Below are 18,169 nucleotides of genomic sequence, written 5' to 3'. Positions count from 1 at the left end.
CTGCACCAAGCGTCCTGTACAAAGCCCGAACGAGGTAAGCCTGTTGAACCGCAAGGTCGAAATACATGTGGTCGATTCGCTCGACAACGTGACCCCGGACGAATGGAACCGTCTCGCCGGCGATAACCCCTTCGTGCGGCACGCATTCCTGTCGGCGTTGCAGGACACGGGCTGCGCGGTGGCGCGAACCGGCTGGCGTGCGCACTTTCTCCTGCTCAAACGCGACGGCGAACTCACCGGCGCCATGCCGCTCTACCTCAAGAAACACTCCCGCGGCGAGTACGTCTTCGACCACGCCTGGGCCGACGCTTTCGAGCGAAACGGGCTTCGGTACTATCCGAAGGGACTATCGGCAGTACCGTTTTCGCCCGTGACCGGCCCGCGCCTGATCGCCGCCACGCATAAAGAGCGCGTGATGCTCGCCCGCGGGGCGATCGAATTGACCAAGCAGTTGGAGCTGTCGTCGCTGCATGTGCTGTTTCCTCAGGAACAGGATCTCGAGGCGCTAACCGAAGCCGGCTACATGCTGCGCGAAGGCGTTCAGTTTCACTGGGAAAACGCGCCGGGCGGCTACGAAAACTTCGACGCGTTCCTCGCCACCATGAGCCACGACAAGCGCAAGAAGGTGAAGCAGGATCGTCGACGCGTGGCCGATGCCGGCGTCACCTATACGTGGTTGCGCGGCGCGGAAATAGATGAGGAAGCGCTCGATTTCTTCTACGCGTGTTACGAGAACACCTATCGCGAGCACTGGAATCCACCGTATCTGTCGCGCGAATTCTTCGGCCAAATTCACGCGGCCGCGCCCGACAGCATCTTGCTCGTGATCGCCGAAGCGGATGGCCAGCGGCTCGCGTGCGCGCTGAACATGATCGGCGGCGACGTCATGTTCGGGCGCTACTGGGGCACGAAAGAATTCATCTCGGGTCTGCACTTTGAAACCTGCTATATGCAAGGAATCCAATATTGCATCGAGAACGGGCTTGCCCGGTTCGAGGGCGGTGCGCAAGGCGTGCACAAGATGTCGCGCGGCATGCTGCCCACGCCCACGTGGTCCGCGCACTGGGTCGCGGACCCACGGTTTGCGCACGCGATCAGTGAATTCCTCGATGAGGAAACGGCGGCGATGGACCAGCATATCCACGAGCTGGAAGCGCATACGCCCTTCCGTAAGAAGACGTAGTTCGATTGGAGGTTTCGGGCTGCTGACTCGCTCGAAACCTGACCGGATGGCTAACGCTTGATCCAATAGACGCCCGGAAACTGCAACTCGACTTATCATCATGTCGAAATGCTTTCGCTTTCACAGCAATAACCCTTAACCCGTTATGCGCCGGAACAGGATCCCCGAATGCGGGGCATCGTATGGATAAGCTCAAGATGAAAAACCGATTCTTCAATCTCTACAGCCACGATTTCGCACGCGTGGCGGTAGGCGTGCCCCGTTGCCGCGTTGCCGATCCGGCGTTCAACGCGGGCGAAACCATCGACCTCGCGAAGCAGGCGGCGGCGAACGGCGCAGTGCTGGTAGCGTTCCCGGAACTCGGCCTGCCTGCCTATACCTGCGACGACCTGTTCCACCAGCGGGCCTTGCTCGACGCCTGCGAAGAGGCGCTGGCGTCGGTCGTGGCGGCATCGAAGAACCTTTCCATCGCGATGATCGTGGGCATGCCGCTGCGTGTCGACCACACGCTCTTCAACTGTGCGGTGGTGGTCGCGGGCGGGCGGATCCAGGGCGTCGTGCCGAAGAGCTATCTGCCGAACTATGGCGAGTTCTACGAAGCGCGCCAGTTCAGCGCGGCCGAGAACGCATCCACGGATCGCGTCAATCTGCTGGGTACCGAAGTGCCGTTCGGGTCGTCGCTGCTGTTCGAAATCGCCGACATGCCGCTGTTTCGCTTTCACGTGGAAATCTGCGAGGACGTCTGGGTGCCGGTGCCGCCGTCGTCATTCGCCGCGCTGGCGGGCGCAACGGTGCTGGTCAATCTGTCCGCATCGAATGTGGTGGTCGGCAAGTCGAGTTATCGGCATCAACTGGTTGGGCAGCAGTCCGCCCGTTGCCTCTCCGCGTACCTGTACACCTCGGCGGGAAGGGGAGAGTCGACCACTGATCTGGCCTGGGACGGACAAGCGGTGATCTACGAAAACGGCGAGCTGCTCGCCGAATCCGAACGTTTCCTGGACACCTCGCACCTCGTTTTCGCCGATGTCGATCTCGAACGGCTCTCGCGCGAGCGCATGCACCAGACCACGTTCGCCCAGTCGGTGCGCAGACATGCCGACGAAGTATCGAAGTTCGAAACGGTCTGCTTCAACCTCGATCTGCCGATCAACCGCGCCTTGCCGCTTGACCGCGTTGTGGAGCGATTCCCCTACGTTCCGTCCGATCCGAAGCGCCGCGACGAACGCTGCAACGAGGTCTACAACATCCAGGTACAGGCGCTGGTGCAACGGCTCTCGGCGAGCGGCATATCCAAGGTCGTGATCGGCATTTCGGGCGGGCTCGATTCCACGCATGCGCTGCTTGTCTGCGCCAAGGCCATGGACCGGCTGAAGCTGCCACGTACGAATATTCTCGGCGTGACCATGCCCGGTTTCGCCACCAGCGACCGGACGCTCTTGCAGGCGCGTCAACTGATGGAGATTGTCGGTTGTTCGGCGAGCGAGATCGACATCCGGCCGAGTTGCGAGCAGATGCTGAAAGATCTCGGCCACCCGTACGCATCGGGTAAAGAGGACTACGACATCACGTTCGAGAACGTGCAGGCCGGCGAGCGCACGAATCATCTGTTCCGGCTGGCGAACTTCAAGGGCGGCATCGTGGTCGGCACGGGCGACCTGAGCGAGCTCGCGCTCGGCTGGTGCACCTACGGCGTGGGCGATCACATGTCGCACTACAACGTCAACGCCAGCGTCCCGAAAACGCTGATCACGCACCTGGTCCGGTGGGTCGCGGAAACCGGGCAAATCGGCAACTCGGGTTCCGATGTGCTGGTGAACATCCTGAATACCGATATCAGCCCGGAACTCGTTCCCGGTAAATCAAACGGCGGTCCGGAGCAAAAAACGGAAAGCGTTATCGGACCGTACGAGCTGCAGGATTTCAACCTCTACTACACGTTGCGCTTCGGTTTTGCGCCATCGAAGGTCGCGTTCCTGGCCTACACCGCGTGGAAGGACCGCGACGCGGGCGCGTGGCCGGAAGGCGCGCATGTTGCGCGAAACGAGTACGCGTTGCTGGCTATCAAGCACAACCTGGGTATTTTCCTCGACCGCTTTTTCCGTACCAGCCAGTTCAAACGGTCCTGCGTGCCGAATGCGCCGAAAGTCGGGTCCGGCGGTTCGTTGTCGCCTCGCGGCGACTGGCGCGCGCCGAGCGATTCGGAATCGGTCGTCTGGATGAACGATTTGAAGAATATTCCGGTGGAATGAGGTGTTTGCACCAGATTTGCGCGTAAATGCGCGGATATCTGCATGATCGCTAGGCTATGGCGCGAGATCACTGCGGTTAACCGTGAAAACGCAGCTAGAATCAAACCATCGATTCCAAAATCCGTTTTCTCGCTTATCCGCATAATTTTCGAAGAGGCGCGCCATGAAACGCATCACCGCAGTCATCAAACCGTTCAAGCTCGACGAAGTCCGCGAAGCGCTCGCCGGCGCCGGTCTCACCGGCCTGACAGTCACCGAGGTCAAAGGCTTCGGGCGCCAGAAGGGTCATACCGAACTGTATCGCGGGGCGGAATACGTGGTCGACTTCCTGCCGAAGGTGAAGATCGAAGTGGTGGTGGCGGACGCCCAGACGGATCAGGTCATCGACGCAATCATCGGCGCTGCCCGCACCGGCAAGATCGGCGACGGCAAGATCTTCGTGACCGACGTCGAACGCGTCATCCGCATTCGCACGGGCGAAGAAGACGAAGCGGCTGTCTGAGCGCGCTTCGTCCAATGTTCTGCCTCCAGCCTGATCCCGTTCAGGCTGGCTTGCGCATCGTGTCGCGGACGCCTCACGACCGCGTGTAACACCGTCATCGGCTTCTGCCCGGTGGCGTCTCTCGCCTTGTCCCCTCGTTCTGAGCGTTTTCGTCACCAATGTAAAAAACCGTTGCGGTACTATCAGCATCCTTGTGTGCTTTTTGTAAGGATTGTGGATGCATCACGCGATTGGCTTCATTCAGGATCTAGCGGTAATCATGGCGATTGCGGGTGTCGTCACGGTGTTGTTTCACCGTTTGAAGCAGCCGGTCGTGTTGGGGTACATCGTGGCGGGCGTGATTATCGGGCCGTATACGCCGCCTTTCCAGCTTATCCACGACGAAGCCACGATCCAGACGCTAGGCGAGCTCGGCGTGGTGTTTCTGATGTTTTCTCTCGGGCTCGAGTTCAGCCTGAAGAAGCTATTCAAGGTGGGCGCGACCGCGTTCGTGGCTGCGGCGTCCGAGATCGTGCTGATGATCTGGATTGGCTATGAAATCGGGCAGTGGTTCGGCTGGAACGCGATGGATTCGCTGTTTCTCGGCGCCATGCTCGCCATTTCGTCGACAACGATCATCGTCAAGGCGCTTTCCGAACTCGGCATGAAGGGCGAGCCATTCGCTCAACTGATCTTCGGCATTCTGATCGTCGAAGACATTCTGGCTATCGCAATGCTGGTGCTGCTGTCGGGCATCGCACAGACGGGCTCTGTGTCGGCGGGCGTGGCGTTTGTCACGCTGGGCAAGTTGCTGCTGTTCATGACTGTGTCGATGGTGGTCGGCATCCTGATCGTGCCGCGCGCGCTCGACTATGTCGCGAAGGCCAAAAGCGACGAAATGCTGCTGGTCACCGTGCTTGGATTCTGTTTCGGCTTCTGCCTGCTGGTCGTGAAGCTCGATTACAGCATCGCGCTCGGCGCTTTCCTGATCGGCGCGATCATGGCCGAATCGAGGAATCTGCAGCGCATCGAACACCTGATCGCGCCGGTTCGGGACATGTTCTCCGCCATCTTTTTCGTGACCATCGGCCTGATGCTGAACCCGGCCGTGCTAGTGGATTACTGGTGGCCGATCGCCGTCATCACGGTCGCGGTCGTGGTCGGCAAGATCGTGTCGTGCGGGCTCGGCACCTTCCTCGCCGGCCGCGACGGGCGCACGTCGATGCGCGTGGGCATGAGCGTCGCGCAGATCGGCGAGTTCTCGTTCATCATCGCGTCGCTGGGCTTGTCGCTGAAAGTGACCAGCAGTTTCCTGTACCCGATCGCTGTCGCGGTTTCGGCGTTGACCACGTTGTTCACGCCGTATCTGATCAAGGCCGCAGACCCGATCACGCGCCGCATCGCCCGCTCAATGCCCGTTCCCGTCGCGAACACGTTCGGCCTGTATTCGCAATGGCTCGCAAGCCTTTCGCCCGATACCGGCGCCCCGACGCTGTTCACCATGACGCGGCGGATCGTGCTGCAGATCGCGGTTAATCTCGCGCTGGTGGCCGCGATTTTCCTCACCGCGTCCTACGCGGGGCCGTTCGCCACCGAATATCTGTCGCGCTGGTTGCCCACCAACGACGCCCAGCGCGTGGCCTTGTGGAGCGCGGCGTTGCTGATATCGATGCCGTTTCTGGTCGCGGTCTATCGCAAGCTGGGGTCGCTCGCATTGATGCTCGCCGAAGTCAGCGTGCAGCCCGCGAAGGCGGGACGCTTCACGCGCGCGTTACGCTCCGCCATCTCCGGCCTGATCCCGATTCTCGCGATGTTCGGCGTTTTCTTGCTGGTGACCGTGCTCTCGGGCGGCATCCTGCCGCGATTCGGCTTGATGATCGCGGTACTCGTCTGCGCCGCGTTGCTGCTCACGGTATTGTGGCGCTGGTGCGTCAAAATCCACGCAACGATGCAGATCGCGTTGCGCGAAACATTCGAGGAGCCGAGAGATCATCCTTGAGCATGAAAGCTTTGTTTTCCCCGATAATGTGAGCAATTGTTTGATGGTTTGCCGCCCCCGGACCAGAGGCGGATAATTAAACTCTGACCATTCTCACAGCGCCTTGCGCCTAAAACGGAATGAGCGAAAACAAGTCGTCAAACCCGGGCACGCCCGGCACGGGTGCTCCCGCCGCCGATTCTTCGGGTTCACTTCCGGGCAGTCACAGTCCGGCTGTCCCGCCCGCGTCATCTCAAAAAATTTCTGATATTCCCGCCGCTGCACAGTCTGGCCCACAATCCAGCGCGGTCGAGCGGGTGTCGACGGACGCGCCTGAGAGCGCATCGACCGTAGAACCCGTCGATACCGCCAAAGCCCAACGCGACGATGCAGCCGAAGCCCGCGCGTTAGCGGCAAGAGCGACGTCGGCGCAGGAAACGGCAGCGCGTGAAACCACGTCCGCGTCTGGGTCCGCCGCGAACACAACACTCGATCCAAAGGCGAGCCTTGCCGCGAAGGTCGAGACTGCTACGGCGGCAGAAGCGAGTCTCGCGGTGGAGGTTGAAAACGCTACCGAGGCGCAAGCGGCTGAGACAGCGGAAACCAAAACCGCTGCCGCCACAGAAAGTGTTACACCGCCGCCGGCTTCCAGCTTGCCGCCGGAGTTCACGACCGCACCCGATTTCGGCACTTTCCGTCCGCCGCCTTCGCCCGACGCAGCGGAAGCGAAAGCACCGCCTGCCTATCTGCGTCAAAGCGATTCGGCGTGGTCAGTGTTCGGCCGGGTGATGAAGGCGCGCGCGCGTCAGATCTTCGACCGCGCGGGCCAGCGCATCACGCAGCGGACATTGAGGATCGGAGTATCGGCGCGGATTTTTCACCCTGAACCGGGTGCGAAGGGTCTGCGCGGCAAGACGCTGCAGTATCTGGAGGAATCGATTGCGCACTGGGTGATGTCGCGCGACGTGCTCGTGTTCATGATTCCCACGGTCGGCCATCAGGGCATGCTGCATCCGAGCAACATCCGGCTGCGCGACTACGCGAAACATCTCGATGGCTTGCTGCTGCAAGGTGGCGCCGACGTGTCGCCCCAATCCTATACGGAAGCGGCCACGCGCCACGAATGGCCCGGTGACCGCGTGCGCGACATGTACGAACTGGAGTTGCTGCATGAATTCATCGAGTCGGGTAAGCCCGTGCTCGGCGTGTGCCGCGGTTGCCAGCTGATCAACGTTGCGTTCGGCGGGACGCTTTATCAGGACATTGCAACCGATGTCCCTACAGCCGGCGTGCATGTGAACGAGCAATACGACCAGCATCGTCACCCGATCCGTTTCCCCGACGGCTCCACGCTCGTCAACATGTTTCCGGGCCATCGCGAAGCGCTCGTCAACTCCATCCATCATCAGGCGGTCAAGACAATCGGCCGCGATCTGAACATCGAGGCAGTGTCGGCGCATGACGGGATTATCGAAGCGGTGCGTTATCGGCGTGCGCCGTTTGTGATGGGCGTGCAATGGCATCCGGAGTTCCATCGCGCGGGCGGCGACGAGTTGCTCGATTGCACGCCTTTGCTCGATACCTTCCTGCGGGTGGCGCGCGAAACGCGTTTCTAGCATTGCGGCTACGCTACGCCGTTTGAACACTGCGTCGCGAGCTTCGGTTCAGCGACAACAAAAAGGCTGTTTCCAACGTAAGTTGGAAACAGCCTTTTTGCTACGTGGTTGCTCCGGATCAAACGTCGGATCGAGCGCCAAGCGTTACTGCACGAGTCCCGCTACGCTTTGATCCTGAAGTTGCTGAACCTGCCGCTGCAGCATGAGCAACTTGCGCTTGGCGATCGATTTGTCGTTCTGCAACGCCGCCGATTCCAGCTGCATCTGCTGCTGACGTTGCGACACTTCACTTTCCCGTGCACGGGCGATCGAAAGGTCGGCGGTTAGCCGCTGAGCACGATCGTTGGATACCACAATGACGCGTTCGAGCAAGGCCTTTTGTGCCTGCAATTGTGCATGGCGGATCTCATCCTCGGCGAGCGCGTAGCTCTTCCGGGCGAACTGCGCGCACACCGCTTCGGCGCGTGCGTTGTCCCGCGATTTCACCACGCGCCAGAAATTCTTATCCTGGAACAGCGCAACGTAATACACCATGTCTTGCGGATAGAAAAACAGCGCCGCGCCATAGTTGCCGTTGTACGTGACGCGCAGTTCGGTCAGCTTGCGGGCCTGGACCATTTGCTTTAGCTCCGACACATTGCCCGGCGTTTGAGCATTCGAAGCGGTGTCGGAGGCGTTCTGAAAATCATCCATGGCGCCGTTAGTGGACGGTTGCCGGATGGGATCGGCGAGACCGGTTGCCGAAAGCAATGTGCCGACTGACCGATAAGCCATCGCGACGGATGAGCCAAGCGTGATCACAAAAACGAACAGCGCGTTCAGAAGGGTGGAGGTGGAGACGGACTTCATAGGGCGAGGCTTCAAAATCGTGTCGGGAAACGGAATTCATTGGACTAGCGCGCAGTTAGCTAGACTCGAAAGCACGGAATTGACTGGACTGCCGGGAAAGCGCGGAAATCGAAGGACTGCCGCGCGGCGCAGTTGGCTCCCGGCAACGTGCCGATGAGGCTTTGTTGAGAGAGGGTGAGAGGCGCTTGACGACCCCGAGCGGCCGATGGCGTCTCAAAGTCCAATGTCTGCTGATACCCGCAGACCGGACGTCGCCCAGGTCACGCGCGTTGACGAGCGCCGCTCGGCCACTTGCCTGCGCCGCTCTGTTCTCTTTGTCATCCCCCATGCCCAGCAGGAATGACAGTTATGCATTCATGCTGTCTTCTCCGCCGGTTTGCATTGGCTGACTATTCCTACCACGCAATGTGCGTTAAACCTCATCAGGAAAGGGATAGTCATGTCACTTCAAGCCAAGCTCGACGCATTCAAGACCGATTTCAAAAGCGGCAAAGCCCCATTCTTTGCACCGCCGGAAATCCATCCGATCATGGAACGCGCGACGGCCGAACTCGTGGCGTCCGGCCAGGCCGCACGCGCTCTCAAGGCAGGCGACGTAGCACCGGAATTCACCCTCAATGATCCGGATGGCAAACCGGTGTCGTCTGTCGACCTGCTGAAGCAGGGGCCGCTCGTGATCAGCTTCTACCGTGGCGCATGGTGCCCGTATTGCAATCTTGAACTGACGGCCCTTGAAGAGGCGCTGCCGTCGTTCAAGGCCGAAGGTGCGAGTCTGATCGCGATCTCGCCGCAGAATGCCGTGAACAGCCGCAAATCGATCCGTACCAACAAGCTGAGCTTTCCGATCCTAAGCGACACGCACAACGATGTGGCGGCCGCATTCGGCATCCGCTTTGCATTGCCCGACTATCTGGTGGATCTGTACAAGAATCTCAAGAACGATCTGCCGGCATTCAACGGAGACGACAGTTGGACGTTGCCGATGCCGGCGCGCTACGTGGTCGGGCAAGACGGAACGATCCTGTACTCGGAAGTCAACCCGGACTATACGCACCGTCCTGAGCCGCAGGACATGTTGCCGGTTCTCCGCAAGAAGGTCGCTTCGGCGTCTTGATCCGGTCCTGCTTCGTTCCCGGCCATGAACCGTCGGGAACGATTGGACGGGCAAGCTGATACATAAACATCGAGGCAATATGAAATCACGTACTTTTCTCGTAACGGGTGCCAGCAAAGGCATCGGCAGGGCTGTCGCACAGCGGCTGAACGCAGACGGGCACCGCGTAGTGGGGCTGGCACGTCACGGGGACGACCCTGGATTTCCAGGAACGCTCGTTTCTGTCGACCTGTCCGACCGCGTGAAAACGCAGGCCACGCTCGACAAGCTTGTGGCGGACTACAAGTTCGACGGCCTGGTCAATAACGTTGGGCTGGTCAAACCGCAGAGGCTGGGCGCCGTCGATCTGGACGCGCTTGACTCTGTCATGTCGCTCAATCTGCATCCGGCTATCCAGGCAGCGCAAGCACTCCTGCCCAATATGAGCGCGCAAGGCTGGGGGCGAATCGTCAACATATCGAGCCTCACTATCCTTGGCATTGTGGAACGTACGGCTTATGCCGCCGCCAAGTCCGCCCTGGTGAGTTTTTCACGCTCCTGGGCGCTTGAGTTGGCGACCACCGGCATCACGGTCAATTCCGTGGCTCCCGGCCCCACGGAAACCGAACTGTTTCGAGCCAATAACGCTCCAGGGAGCGAAGGGGAGCAGCGCTATCTCGCCTCCGTTCCAATGAAACGCTTCGGCAAGCCAGACGAGATTGCTGCAGCCATCGCTTTCCTGCTGTCCGACGATGCTGCTTTCATCACGGGTCAAACGTTGTTTGTCGATGGCGGCGCCTCGATCGGCAAGGCTTCAATCTAAGGGCCGAACATCTCCTCGATCCAGGCGACGAAAGCGCGTGCTTTTGCACTGACCATGCGCCCACTGGGAAAAACGGCCCACAGGTCGATACCGGGCAATTCCCAGTCGGTCAGCACGCGTTTTACTGCACCGCTCGCGAGTTCCGACGTGAACATCCATTCCGAAGCGATCGCGACGCCCATGTCGGCGAGCACGGCCGCGCGTACGCCTTCCGCCGCGTTCACGCGGACGCGCCCGGCGACGACAATCGCCGTTTCCGAATTGCCTTGCCTGAACGACCACACGCTTCCGCCGCCGCCCTGCTCATACACGATCGCCTGATGCGATAGCAGATCCGCAGGTACCCGAGGTTCGCCGGCCTTTGCGAACCAGGCTGGCGTGCCGACGACGCAGCGCCGACCGTGAGTGATCTTGCGTGCAGTCATGTTCGAGTCGCCAAGCACCCCCAACCTGAGTGCTACGTCGATACCGCGTTCCAGCAGATCAATGTTTTCATCGTCGAGCACAATGTCGATGTTGAGTTCAGGGTGCTGATCAAGAAATGTCTGGAGCCGCGGAAGGATGTGAATCCGCGCAAAGGTCACCGCTGCTGAAATCCTGAGACGACCCGAGAGGGCGCCAGCCGATCCTCTTGCCGCAACCTCCGCCTCGTCCGCCTCTTCAATCGCCCGCTTTGCGCGCTCGTAAAATGCGTGGCCGGCCTCAGTCGGCGTCAGCCCGCGCGTCGAGCGCAGCAGCAGTCGAACCGCGAGCCGCTCTTCGAGTTGCGCGATGGACTTGGAAACGGCGGGCTGCCCAACGTTCAGCAGCCGCGCTGCCGCCGAAAAAGAACCGGACTCCACCACACACACAAACGTTTCCATCGCTGTCAGTCGGTCCACGGTCGTCCCTCCTGGAACGGATGTCTGGGGTTCGAGCGTCGCCCCGTCAAACACGCCCGGCAAAACCTGCTTGCCGGAAGATACACCACCTCGCCGCGCTGTTTTACGTAGCGCTGGCATAACACTTGGTCCGCACAGGCATACGGTAACGCGTTCTTGTCCTCAGCGTCTTCCGTTGCGCCGTAAGCGGTTCACCGACCGGGATGAGGTCCGCCCGATATGCCCCAAGGGAATGACTGTTATGCCGTCACGCTGTCTACCCTGGCCAGTTCAATTCAACGACGATGTCTCTGTGTTTGGCGAGCCGCTACCAGGCGCTCGTCTGACAGCAAGTCGCCGTTGTGGCTCTCCCCGCAGTTATAAGAGCCATCGAACGTGTTACCGCGCTCGTACTGCTATGCAGTACTAACTGATCTGCAAGGAGTAACTCCATGAGCAAGCTGTTTTCAGCCGTCAAAGTCGGCCCCTACACCCTGTCCCATCGCGTCGCGATGGCGCCATTGACACGCATGCGTTCGGAGCCCGGTGACTTGCCGGGTGATCTGATGGTTGAGTACTACACGCAGCGCGCAACCGAAGGTGGCCTTATCGTCACGGAGGCAACCCCCGTTTCCGTACAGGGCTACGGTTATGCAATGGCCCCGGGAATCTACTCCGACGATCAGATTGCAGGATGGCGCCGGATCACGGATGCCGTGCACGCCAAAGGCGCTCGCATCTTCCTCCAGTTGTGGCATGTCGGCCGTCAGTCTCACCCCGATCTTCAGCCAGGCGGCGCGGCGCCCGTCGCTCCGTCTGCGCTGAAAGCCGAAGGCTATGCGTATTCAGTGAACGGCGAAGTCGAATTCACGATGCCCCGCGCGCTTGAATTGCACGAAATCCCCGCCATTGTCGAGGACTTCCGCAAGGGTGCCGAGCGGGCACTGCGCGCGGGCTTCGACGGTGTGGAACTGCACGGCGCAAACGGCTACCTGCCGGACCAGTTTCTCCAGGACGGTTCGAATGCTCGCACCGACGAGTACGGTGGACCGATCGAAAATCGCGCCCGTTTCTTCCTCGAAGTAACGGACGCACTGATTTCCGTGTGGGGAGCGGATCGGGTTGGCGTGCGCATTGCACCGAGCGGCACTTATGGCTCGATGCACGACAGCGATCCGGAAACCACCTTTGGTTACGTGACGGAGCAGTTGGACACGCGTGGCATCGGCTATCTCCACGTGGTCGAGCCGCGCATCAAGGGCACGGAAACGATCGGCGAAGTTCACGATCCGGTCGCGTCGCGCCATCTGCGCCCGAAGTTCACCGGCACGCTAATCGCTGCAGGCGGCTTCACGAAAGAGACTGCGGACGCGATCATCGAAGCGGGTCACGCGGACATTGTCGCGTTTGGCCGCCACTTCATCGCCAACCCCGATCTGCCCGAGCGCCTGCGGTTGAATCTGCCGCTCAACCGGTACGACCGTAGTACTTTTTATGGCGGCGACGCAAGCGGTTACACCGACTACCCGTTCCATGCTGAAACGCAAGCGGCGTAATTTTGCACCCCACCATCCGGACCCGGAAGAGCGGATTCCGGTACTTGACTCCCTTCACACCAGCACGCCCTGAACGACGCAACGACCCGCGCTAACGTAGCGCCGGTCGTTGCGTTGGCCACTACGGGACGGCAGGGTGAGAGGGTCTAATCTATCTCTTAGGACTCGATATGAGCATTCTGGTTACCAGCGCTTCTGGTTCGAACGGAGATGGATACGGGGCGCTCCTGTCATTCCGCCTCGACGGTACTTTCATTGGTTCGTTCAGCGACGACCCTCGCATCGTCGATCCTCGCGGTATGAGCGTCAGTCCGGATCGGCAGCATCTTTATGTCAATAGCGGAAACGACCGCATCCTTGCGCTCGACACCAAAGGGAGGGTGGTACGTGACACGGGTTCCGTTCCGGGTCTGAATGCCGGAGGCGGCAACCTTGGGCCCGATGGGCGCTATTACGTTGGATTGCGTAGCGCGCGGACGATTGCTGCGTTTCCCCCCTATCTCGAGGGTGCCGCGCAATCCGTACTGCCCGCCAGTGCGATTCCGTATCCTCGCGGATTCGCCTTCGGGACGGATGGCAAGCTTTTCCTCGCTTCCGGCATCGGTCCAGACGGTGAGGGTGAGAACAACATCGTCGTGTTTGACCCGGACGGCGGACTGCATGCTTCCCGATTCATTACGGACGACGCGGTGAGTCCACTGGATCTCACGATTGGGCCGAACGGAAATGTGCTTGTGTCCAGCGAGTTCCCCTTCGGAAAGCCGGACGCGGTATGCACCGTACGCGAATACGACAGTTCAACCGGTAGCCTTGTCCGCGTGTTCCGGGTGGATCGGAATATGAGCTTTCATCGTCCTCGGGGTCTGCGCTTCAGCCCTGAGGGATATTTGTTTTGCGTCGCTCGGGATGCCGTCATTGCGTTCGATTTCGTCGACGGACGTTGCCTGGGCCCCGTTATCGATATGCCAAGGTTAAACGGCCAGGCGATCGCTTTCTTCGCTTGACGCATCGATTCGACACGGACGCTATTCATATTCACCGATGTGGCTTTTTCGATCACGAACCGAGGAGTGGCGAGGTTCAGCGACTCCTGCCTTACTGGACGCCGCCCGCCATCCCCATCCATGTTGTTAGCCCCCGTGAGCGTAGGCGTTCGGACGAGGTCAAAGTCTTCGTCGAGTAACGTCGACCAGGAGATGGCCCGCGGATAACTGCGCTGAACGTCTGCAGTGCGTCAGATGAACGGTCATTCGGCGGTGCCTCGCCATTGTCCCATTCTGGCCGAACTCGGGCCGATGCCAAACGTCCCTGGTCGACCGTAGGCGACGATCTCTGACGGTATGAAACGCAAACACAATTGGTCACATCATGGCAGCTTCTTTTCAAACCAGCGGTGGGCGTATGGCTCAGCGTTGAACGCATCGACTTCAACGCATCCGGATCGCCGGTAGTTCGCGATCGCTTCGATCAGAGGATCGCCGCTGAGCCCTGGCGGGGCGCGCAACGTCGTAATTCTGCACCGCTACCGGCTGAGAACAGGACCAGTTGAACAAAACTGTTCACATTGGCGTAAGGCTCGAACAGCCGGTCCATTACGCCAGCAAAGAGCGCCGTGCTGCTTCCCGCGAACGCCGACTCGTCGACGGTGAGGCGAACCTCGATGCCGCGCACGAACGTCGGAAATGGCTTGATCGGCAGCCACCTCGTCACGACCTGATGATCGAGTCCCACGATACCGTCAATATGCCGTGTCGCCGTCGCGAACCCCGCGCCAGCGTGCTGACGCAGCGTTTGTTTCAACCCAGCAAGGCCCGACGGGGCGAGGGCAAATGGATGCGGCGTCATTCGCGAAATCAACCGCCACAGAGAACCACGTTCACGAGGCAGGCGCATCTGTCTCGTTGGACGCGTCAGCATTGTGATCGGACAGGACAGCGCCGCACTCTCGTTCAACAGATCTCCGTCGTTCGAACCAAAAGGCAGCGTGGCAGGGATATCGCGGTTTGTGCAGGTCAGGTCGATGCCGATCTTCCGGCTGCCCGGTAATGTTGGCCTGCCGTCGATGCCGACCAGCGACAGCAGGGTTTCACTCGCTGACCGGTCCGTCGTGAACGGACCACTCCTACTTGCCAGCCAGTACGGGTCGGAATTCCGATGCGATGTACCGTGGCGCAGCGCGTGGTAGGGCGGCATGTCGGTCTCTGTCGTGCCCGAAGCACCCTGCTCCGTTACGTACACGCGATCGATCGAATAGACTTCTGCGGTCGATGCTTGCAACGATTGCGGTATCACCGGATATGCTGCCGTGGCGTCGCTCAACTCGATCGGCACTGCTTCGCGTTCAAAGAGATTGATGACCGGTGTGCAGAATAGTTTCAAGGTCGATGTCGTCAGCTTTTCCAGCGCGCGTGCGGCCTCCGAGTCCGCCGGGATATTACGAACGACCAGATGAAGTGTAAGTTCCCGGGAAAGGCCGGCTGCTCGCGCGAGCGCGGCAAGGTCGACGTCCACGAAATTGAATTTGTTCGGAAAAGCGAAATAGTCGAGCAGCAACCGAAATCCGGGAGGCGATCCGTCAGCATCGCCAATAAGTGCCTCGCGATCTGCAAAGCCTGCCTCATGTACCGGAATGCCAGACAGCGCTTTCCAGGTGCCTCGACTATCGGCTTCAACAAAGGCCGCGGCCGCGTGCATCAGCAAAGCGTCAGTCAGCGTTCCAACCAACGGGAACTGCCCATGGAGGTGGAGTCGCGTCGTACCGGCTGTTTGTGCTTCAAGCGTGCCGGATTCCGCCGCCGACCCGAACGTGATCGATATCAGCCCCGTCGCATCGGAGGGCAGTCGCGCCATGGAGGGCGCAGAGATGGTTGACGAATACTTCGCCGAGCGGATCTTCAACGGCGCCAGTTTGACGTCGAAGACCGTGCGAAAGCGGCACTTGCCTGTTCGCGTCTCCAGTTCCGTGCCGCGACTCACGATGACCGGTTCGGTCAGTTGCGCAAACAGATTGCTCGCGTCGAACTGGGCAATCGAGCAAGACGGAAGTGCTCGGAGATAGCGCGGGTACAGAATCTCAAGCAGCGCCTCGCTGAACTCCGGGTGGTCATCATCGAGCCGGGTATCGATGCGCGCTCCCAACAGGGCGAATGATTGCAGCATCCGCTCGATGTGCGGGTCCTCCGAGTGCTCGCCAGATAGAGCAAGACGAGCGGCAATCTTAGGGTTGCGAGCGGCGAATTCGCGCGCCGAGCGGCGCAACCGCATGAGTTCGTGTTCGTAATGCGGAAGCAGGTTTTCCATCGATCGGTCACTTGCGCGTATGAGAAGCGGCGCGCGTTGCCGCTGTTGTGCGGTTCTGGGTAGCGGTCCTGTAGATTGCGCGCAGTTCGGGATTGATCAGCCGCCCAATCCAGTTTCCAGCGCGGGCCTGTTGCACTTCTTCCAGGTCATGCAATGGAAACTGCGTACCAGTAGCCTTCTCCAGCTTACGAAGCTCGGTCAGCCCGATGATGACGCGCATGCCATAGCTGAGCGTCAGAATTGGCAGTCCTACCACGGCGAGCGCTACCAGAGCTCCTTGCGCATGCTCTTTGCCAAAAAATGCACCGGCGATCGTCACCAGCGCTATCGCCCCGCCAATGGCTAGCGCAAGCAGAACTGGCGTGGTACTTCGGCCCTTGTCGAGCCAGACAACCTTGCCACCGGCGACGCTCAGATACCGGTTTGCGCGCGTTACCTGGAAATCCTGCCACGTTGTGCGACGCTCGCGAAAGTAAAAGATGCTGTAACACGCGGCGAGATAGAGCAGTCCGGCGGGCGCGGCAAGGTAACTGCTTGTCTTGGGGACATGAAAGAAGACCTCGGACAGCATGATGCCGCCAATGAGCAAAAAGACAATGCCAGCGCCAACGCCGAAAAGCAGCAAGCCGCCAAGATGATACGTATATCGCTTGTTAAAAAATGCGGCCCTGATAGCCCAATACAGGCATGCGACACACATCCCGAGCGAGGGCACGCCCAGGATTGGGTACATAAACGTCACCATAGCGGCGGTGATCGCCCAGAGAACGGGTACGGCGAAGATTTGCTTCAAGTCGAGGCTTACCGATCTGGTGGAAATCATGGCCGGTACCCACGCCAGGCGTCGACGTGATCGCCGATCCAGTTGCCCACGCCCTCGTGGTTCACAAACAGCGCCACGACGACTCCCGCGCCTAGAGCTAACGGTACGACCACGACGGCGGATGCACTTCCCAGAACGGCGGCCACGACGAAGCTAACACCCCAGGCGGCCAGGTTGGCCGGTTGATTGTGAGCCTCAAGGCTTAGCCATTGACCGAAACTGTGGGAGTCAATTGCATCCAGAACCATCTGCGGCCCGAAAGACAGCGCAGCGGTTCCTTTTGCCCCGGTGAGTATGCCGCCGAGTCTGGTTGACCCATAACCCTCCATGTTCATCCACGTTTTCGACTCGAGCGCGTCCTGCGCCAGTTGCCGGTAAGCCGGAATGCGGATGACGCGCTCCGCGGCCTGTCCTCGAATGACGAACGACTTCGCGGTTTCGCTTGCCGGGATCTCGAAGACGAACTTGCCGTCGACTTTGGTGATCTTGAGAACGTCACCGAAATTCTTGCGAGCAGACTTGATGCCCTGGTTGCCGCCCTTGTTCGCCCATTGCAGCAGCCGCTTTTGCAAATCAGGAGGCAGATCCAGCATGCCGGATACGGGTGCTCGGGACGCGACCGCATGGAGCGTCGCCGAGCCCGCTGCCAGCGTAGCTGGCAAACTACCCGGCGCTACGCTGACATCGATCACTTCGCCGACGCCCGGGATGCTTCTCGCCTGCTGATAGACTTTCCCGACTTCTGACTGACTGGCCCGGCTTGACGCCGAGCGCATTGCATTCAGTGCCTCGCGCAGCCACAGCACCAGTTGGATACGTTCGCTGGCCGACAGGTCCGGGTTCGACTTCAGGCGCTGCACAATGTACTGCGCAGCGGTCAGGTTGTCGGTCGCATAGCTCCCGCCTAGAGGCACCCGGATGACCCCGATATCACGGCGAAAAAGCGAAAGACTGGGGTCGGGCGATTGACCCGGCCCAAGCAGTCCCGGCGAAGGGCCGTACCCGTACGGGTCTTCCGCTGTGCATGCGTAAAACGGTGAATTGTTCATGTGTTGCCGCTCTTCGTTTCTGATGCCCGCGCCAATATAATCCGTCGCCGGTATTAACGTCCGTGTGCCCTCCGAGGGCTGGATTCATTCGCATAAACCGAAGCGTCATATTTCTGAAAACGTGGAAATTACCAACCCATTGCGCTCAATGCGCTTCGGCATTCTTGCTTCCGAAACGGGACGCTCATTAGCAACAGTTAATCCATGCAACGAGCAACAGTTAATCCATGCAACGGCAATCCATATTTTCGTGGGGCAGCCCGAGACTGCGCACCGGTGCATTTTTCAGACAAATCGCGCTATTATCCG

At 60.0% G+C, this 18,169-nt stretch carries 14 protein-coding genes; 9 read left to right on the top strand and 5 right to left on the bottom strand.

What is annotated here, in order from left to right:
* The first annotated feature begins 43 nt into the window (after positions 1–43).
* From M0D69_RS28760 to M0D69_RS28740, 5 genes are all read left to right on the top strand, one after another.
* Positions 44–1,183, top strand: coding sequence for a GNAT family N-acetyltransferase (locus tag M0D69_RS28760; RefSeq protein ID WP_301785252.1), 1,140 nt, complete (start codon positions 44–46; stop codon positions 1,181–1,183).
* Positions 1,184–1,380: 197 nt separating this feature from the next.
* Entirely contained in the window at positions 1,381–3,432 is a 2,052-nt protein-coding gene (locus M0D69_RS28755; RefSeq protein ID WP_301785251.1) for an NAD(+) synthase, read from the top strand.
* A 163-nt stretch (positions 3,433–3,595) separates the two neighbouring features.
* Entirely contained in the window at positions 3,596–3,934 is a 339-nt protein-coding gene (locus M0D69_RS28750) for a P-II family nitrogen regulator (protein ID WP_047844887.1), read from the top strand.
* 217 nt (positions 3,935–4,151) lie between these two features.
* A complete protein-coding gene (locus M0D69_RS28745) occupies positions 4,152–5,912 on the top strand; it encodes a cation:proton antiporter (protein WP_301785250.1) in 1,761 nt (586 codons plus the stop codon).
* Between the two features lie 119 nt (positions 5,913–6,031).
* A complete protein-coding gene (locus tag M0D69_RS28740) occupies positions 6,032–7,507 on the top strand; it encodes a gamma-glutamyl-gamma-aminobutyrate hydrolase family protein (protein WP_301785249.1) in 1,476 nt (491 codons plus the stop codon).
* Positions 7,508–7,651: 144 nt separating this feature from the next.
* Here the strand turns inward: M0D69_RS28740 and M0D69_RS28735 are convergent, their stop codons facing one another.
* Positions 7,652–8,356, bottom strand: a complete 705-nt coding sequence (locus M0D69_RS28735; protein WP_301785248.1) for a DUF2968 domain-containing protein — start codon at positions 8,354–8,356, stop codon at positions 7,652–7,654.
* Between the two features lie 439 nt (positions 8,357–8,795).
* On the opposite strand from M0D69_RS28735, the gene M0D69_RS28730 reads away from it, so the two are divergent.
* Together M0D69_RS28730 and M0D69_RS28725 are read left to right on the top strand one after the other, a co-directional pair.
* Entirely contained in the window at positions 8,796–9,470 is a 675-nt protein-coding gene (locus tag M0D69_RS28730) for a peroxiredoxin-like family protein (RefSeq protein ID WP_301785247.1), read from the top strand.
* Between the two features lie 79 nt (positions 9,471–9,549).
* The gene (locus tag M0D69_RS28725; protein WP_301785246.1) at positions 9,550–10,272 is read left to right on the top strand and encodes an SDR family oxidoreductase; all 723 of its coding nucleotides are present in this window, start codon (positions 9,550–9,552) and stop codon (positions 10,270–10,272) included.
* On the opposite strand, the gene M0D69_RS28720 is transcribed toward M0D69_RS28725, so the two are convergent.
* A complete protein-coding gene (locus M0D69_RS28720) occupies positions 10,269–11,153 on the bottom strand; it encodes a LysR family transcriptional regulator (RefSeq protein ID WP_301785245.1) in 885 nt (294 codons plus the stop codon). The two genes, M0D69_RS28725 and M0D69_RS28720, sit on opposite strands and share 4 nt — an antisense overlap.
* A 431-nt stretch (positions 11,154–11,584) precedes the next feature.
* Between M0D69_RS28720 and M0D69_RS28715 the strand changes: the two genes are divergently transcribed.
* Both M0D69_RS28715 and M0D69_RS28710 read left to right on the top strand, forming a co-directional pair.
* Positions 11,585–12,688, top strand: a complete 1,104-nt coding sequence (locus M0D69_RS28715) for an alkene reductase (protein WP_301785244.1) — start codon at positions 11,585–11,587, stop codon at positions 12,686–12,688.
* 170 nt (positions 12,689–12,858) lie between these two features.
* Complete coding sequence (locus tag M0D69_RS28710) at positions 12,859–13,692, top strand: hypothetical protein (protein WP_301785243.1); 834 nt, start codon at positions 12,859–12,861, stop codon at positions 13,690–13,692.
* A gap of 463 nt (positions 13,693–14,155) precedes the next feature.
* Here M0D69_RS28710 and tssF read toward each other — a convergent pair whose 3' ends face one another.
* The 3 genes from tssF to M0D69_RS28695 are packed head-to-tail and all read right to left on the bottom strand — an operon-like array spanning position 14,156 to position 17,860.
* Positions 14,156–15,988 carry a type VI secretion system baseplate subunit TssF gene (tssF, locus tag M0D69_RS28705; protein ID WP_301785242.1) on the bottom strand — a complete coding sequence of 611 codons (1,833 nt, stop codon included), beginning with the start codon at positions 15,986–15,988 and terminating at the stop codon, positions 14,156–14,158.
* Positions 15,989–15,995: 7 nt separating this feature from the next.
* Entirely contained in the window at positions 15,996–16,811 is an 816-nt protein-coding gene (locus M0D69_RS28700; RefSeq protein WP_301785241.1) for a hypothetical protein, read from the bottom strand.
* Complete coding sequence (locus tag M0D69_RS28695; protein ID WP_301785240.1) at positions 16,808–17,860, bottom strand: hypothetical protein; 1,053 nt, start codon at positions 17,858–17,860, stop codon at positions 16,808–16,810. Before M0D69_RS28695 ends, M0D69_RS28700 begins: the two co-directional genes overlap by 4 nt.
* Between the last annotated feature and the right edge of the window lie 309 nt (positions 17,861–18,169).

The organism is Caballeronia sp. SEWSISQ10-4 2 (genome assembly GCF_030464885.1).
Classification (GTDB): domain Bacteria; phylum Pseudomonadota; class Gammaproteobacteria; order Burkholderiales; family Burkholderiaceae; genus Caballeronia.
The sequence above is the reverse complement of the archived record's forward strand: the minus strand, read 5'-3'. Positions and strand labels throughout refer to the sequence as shown.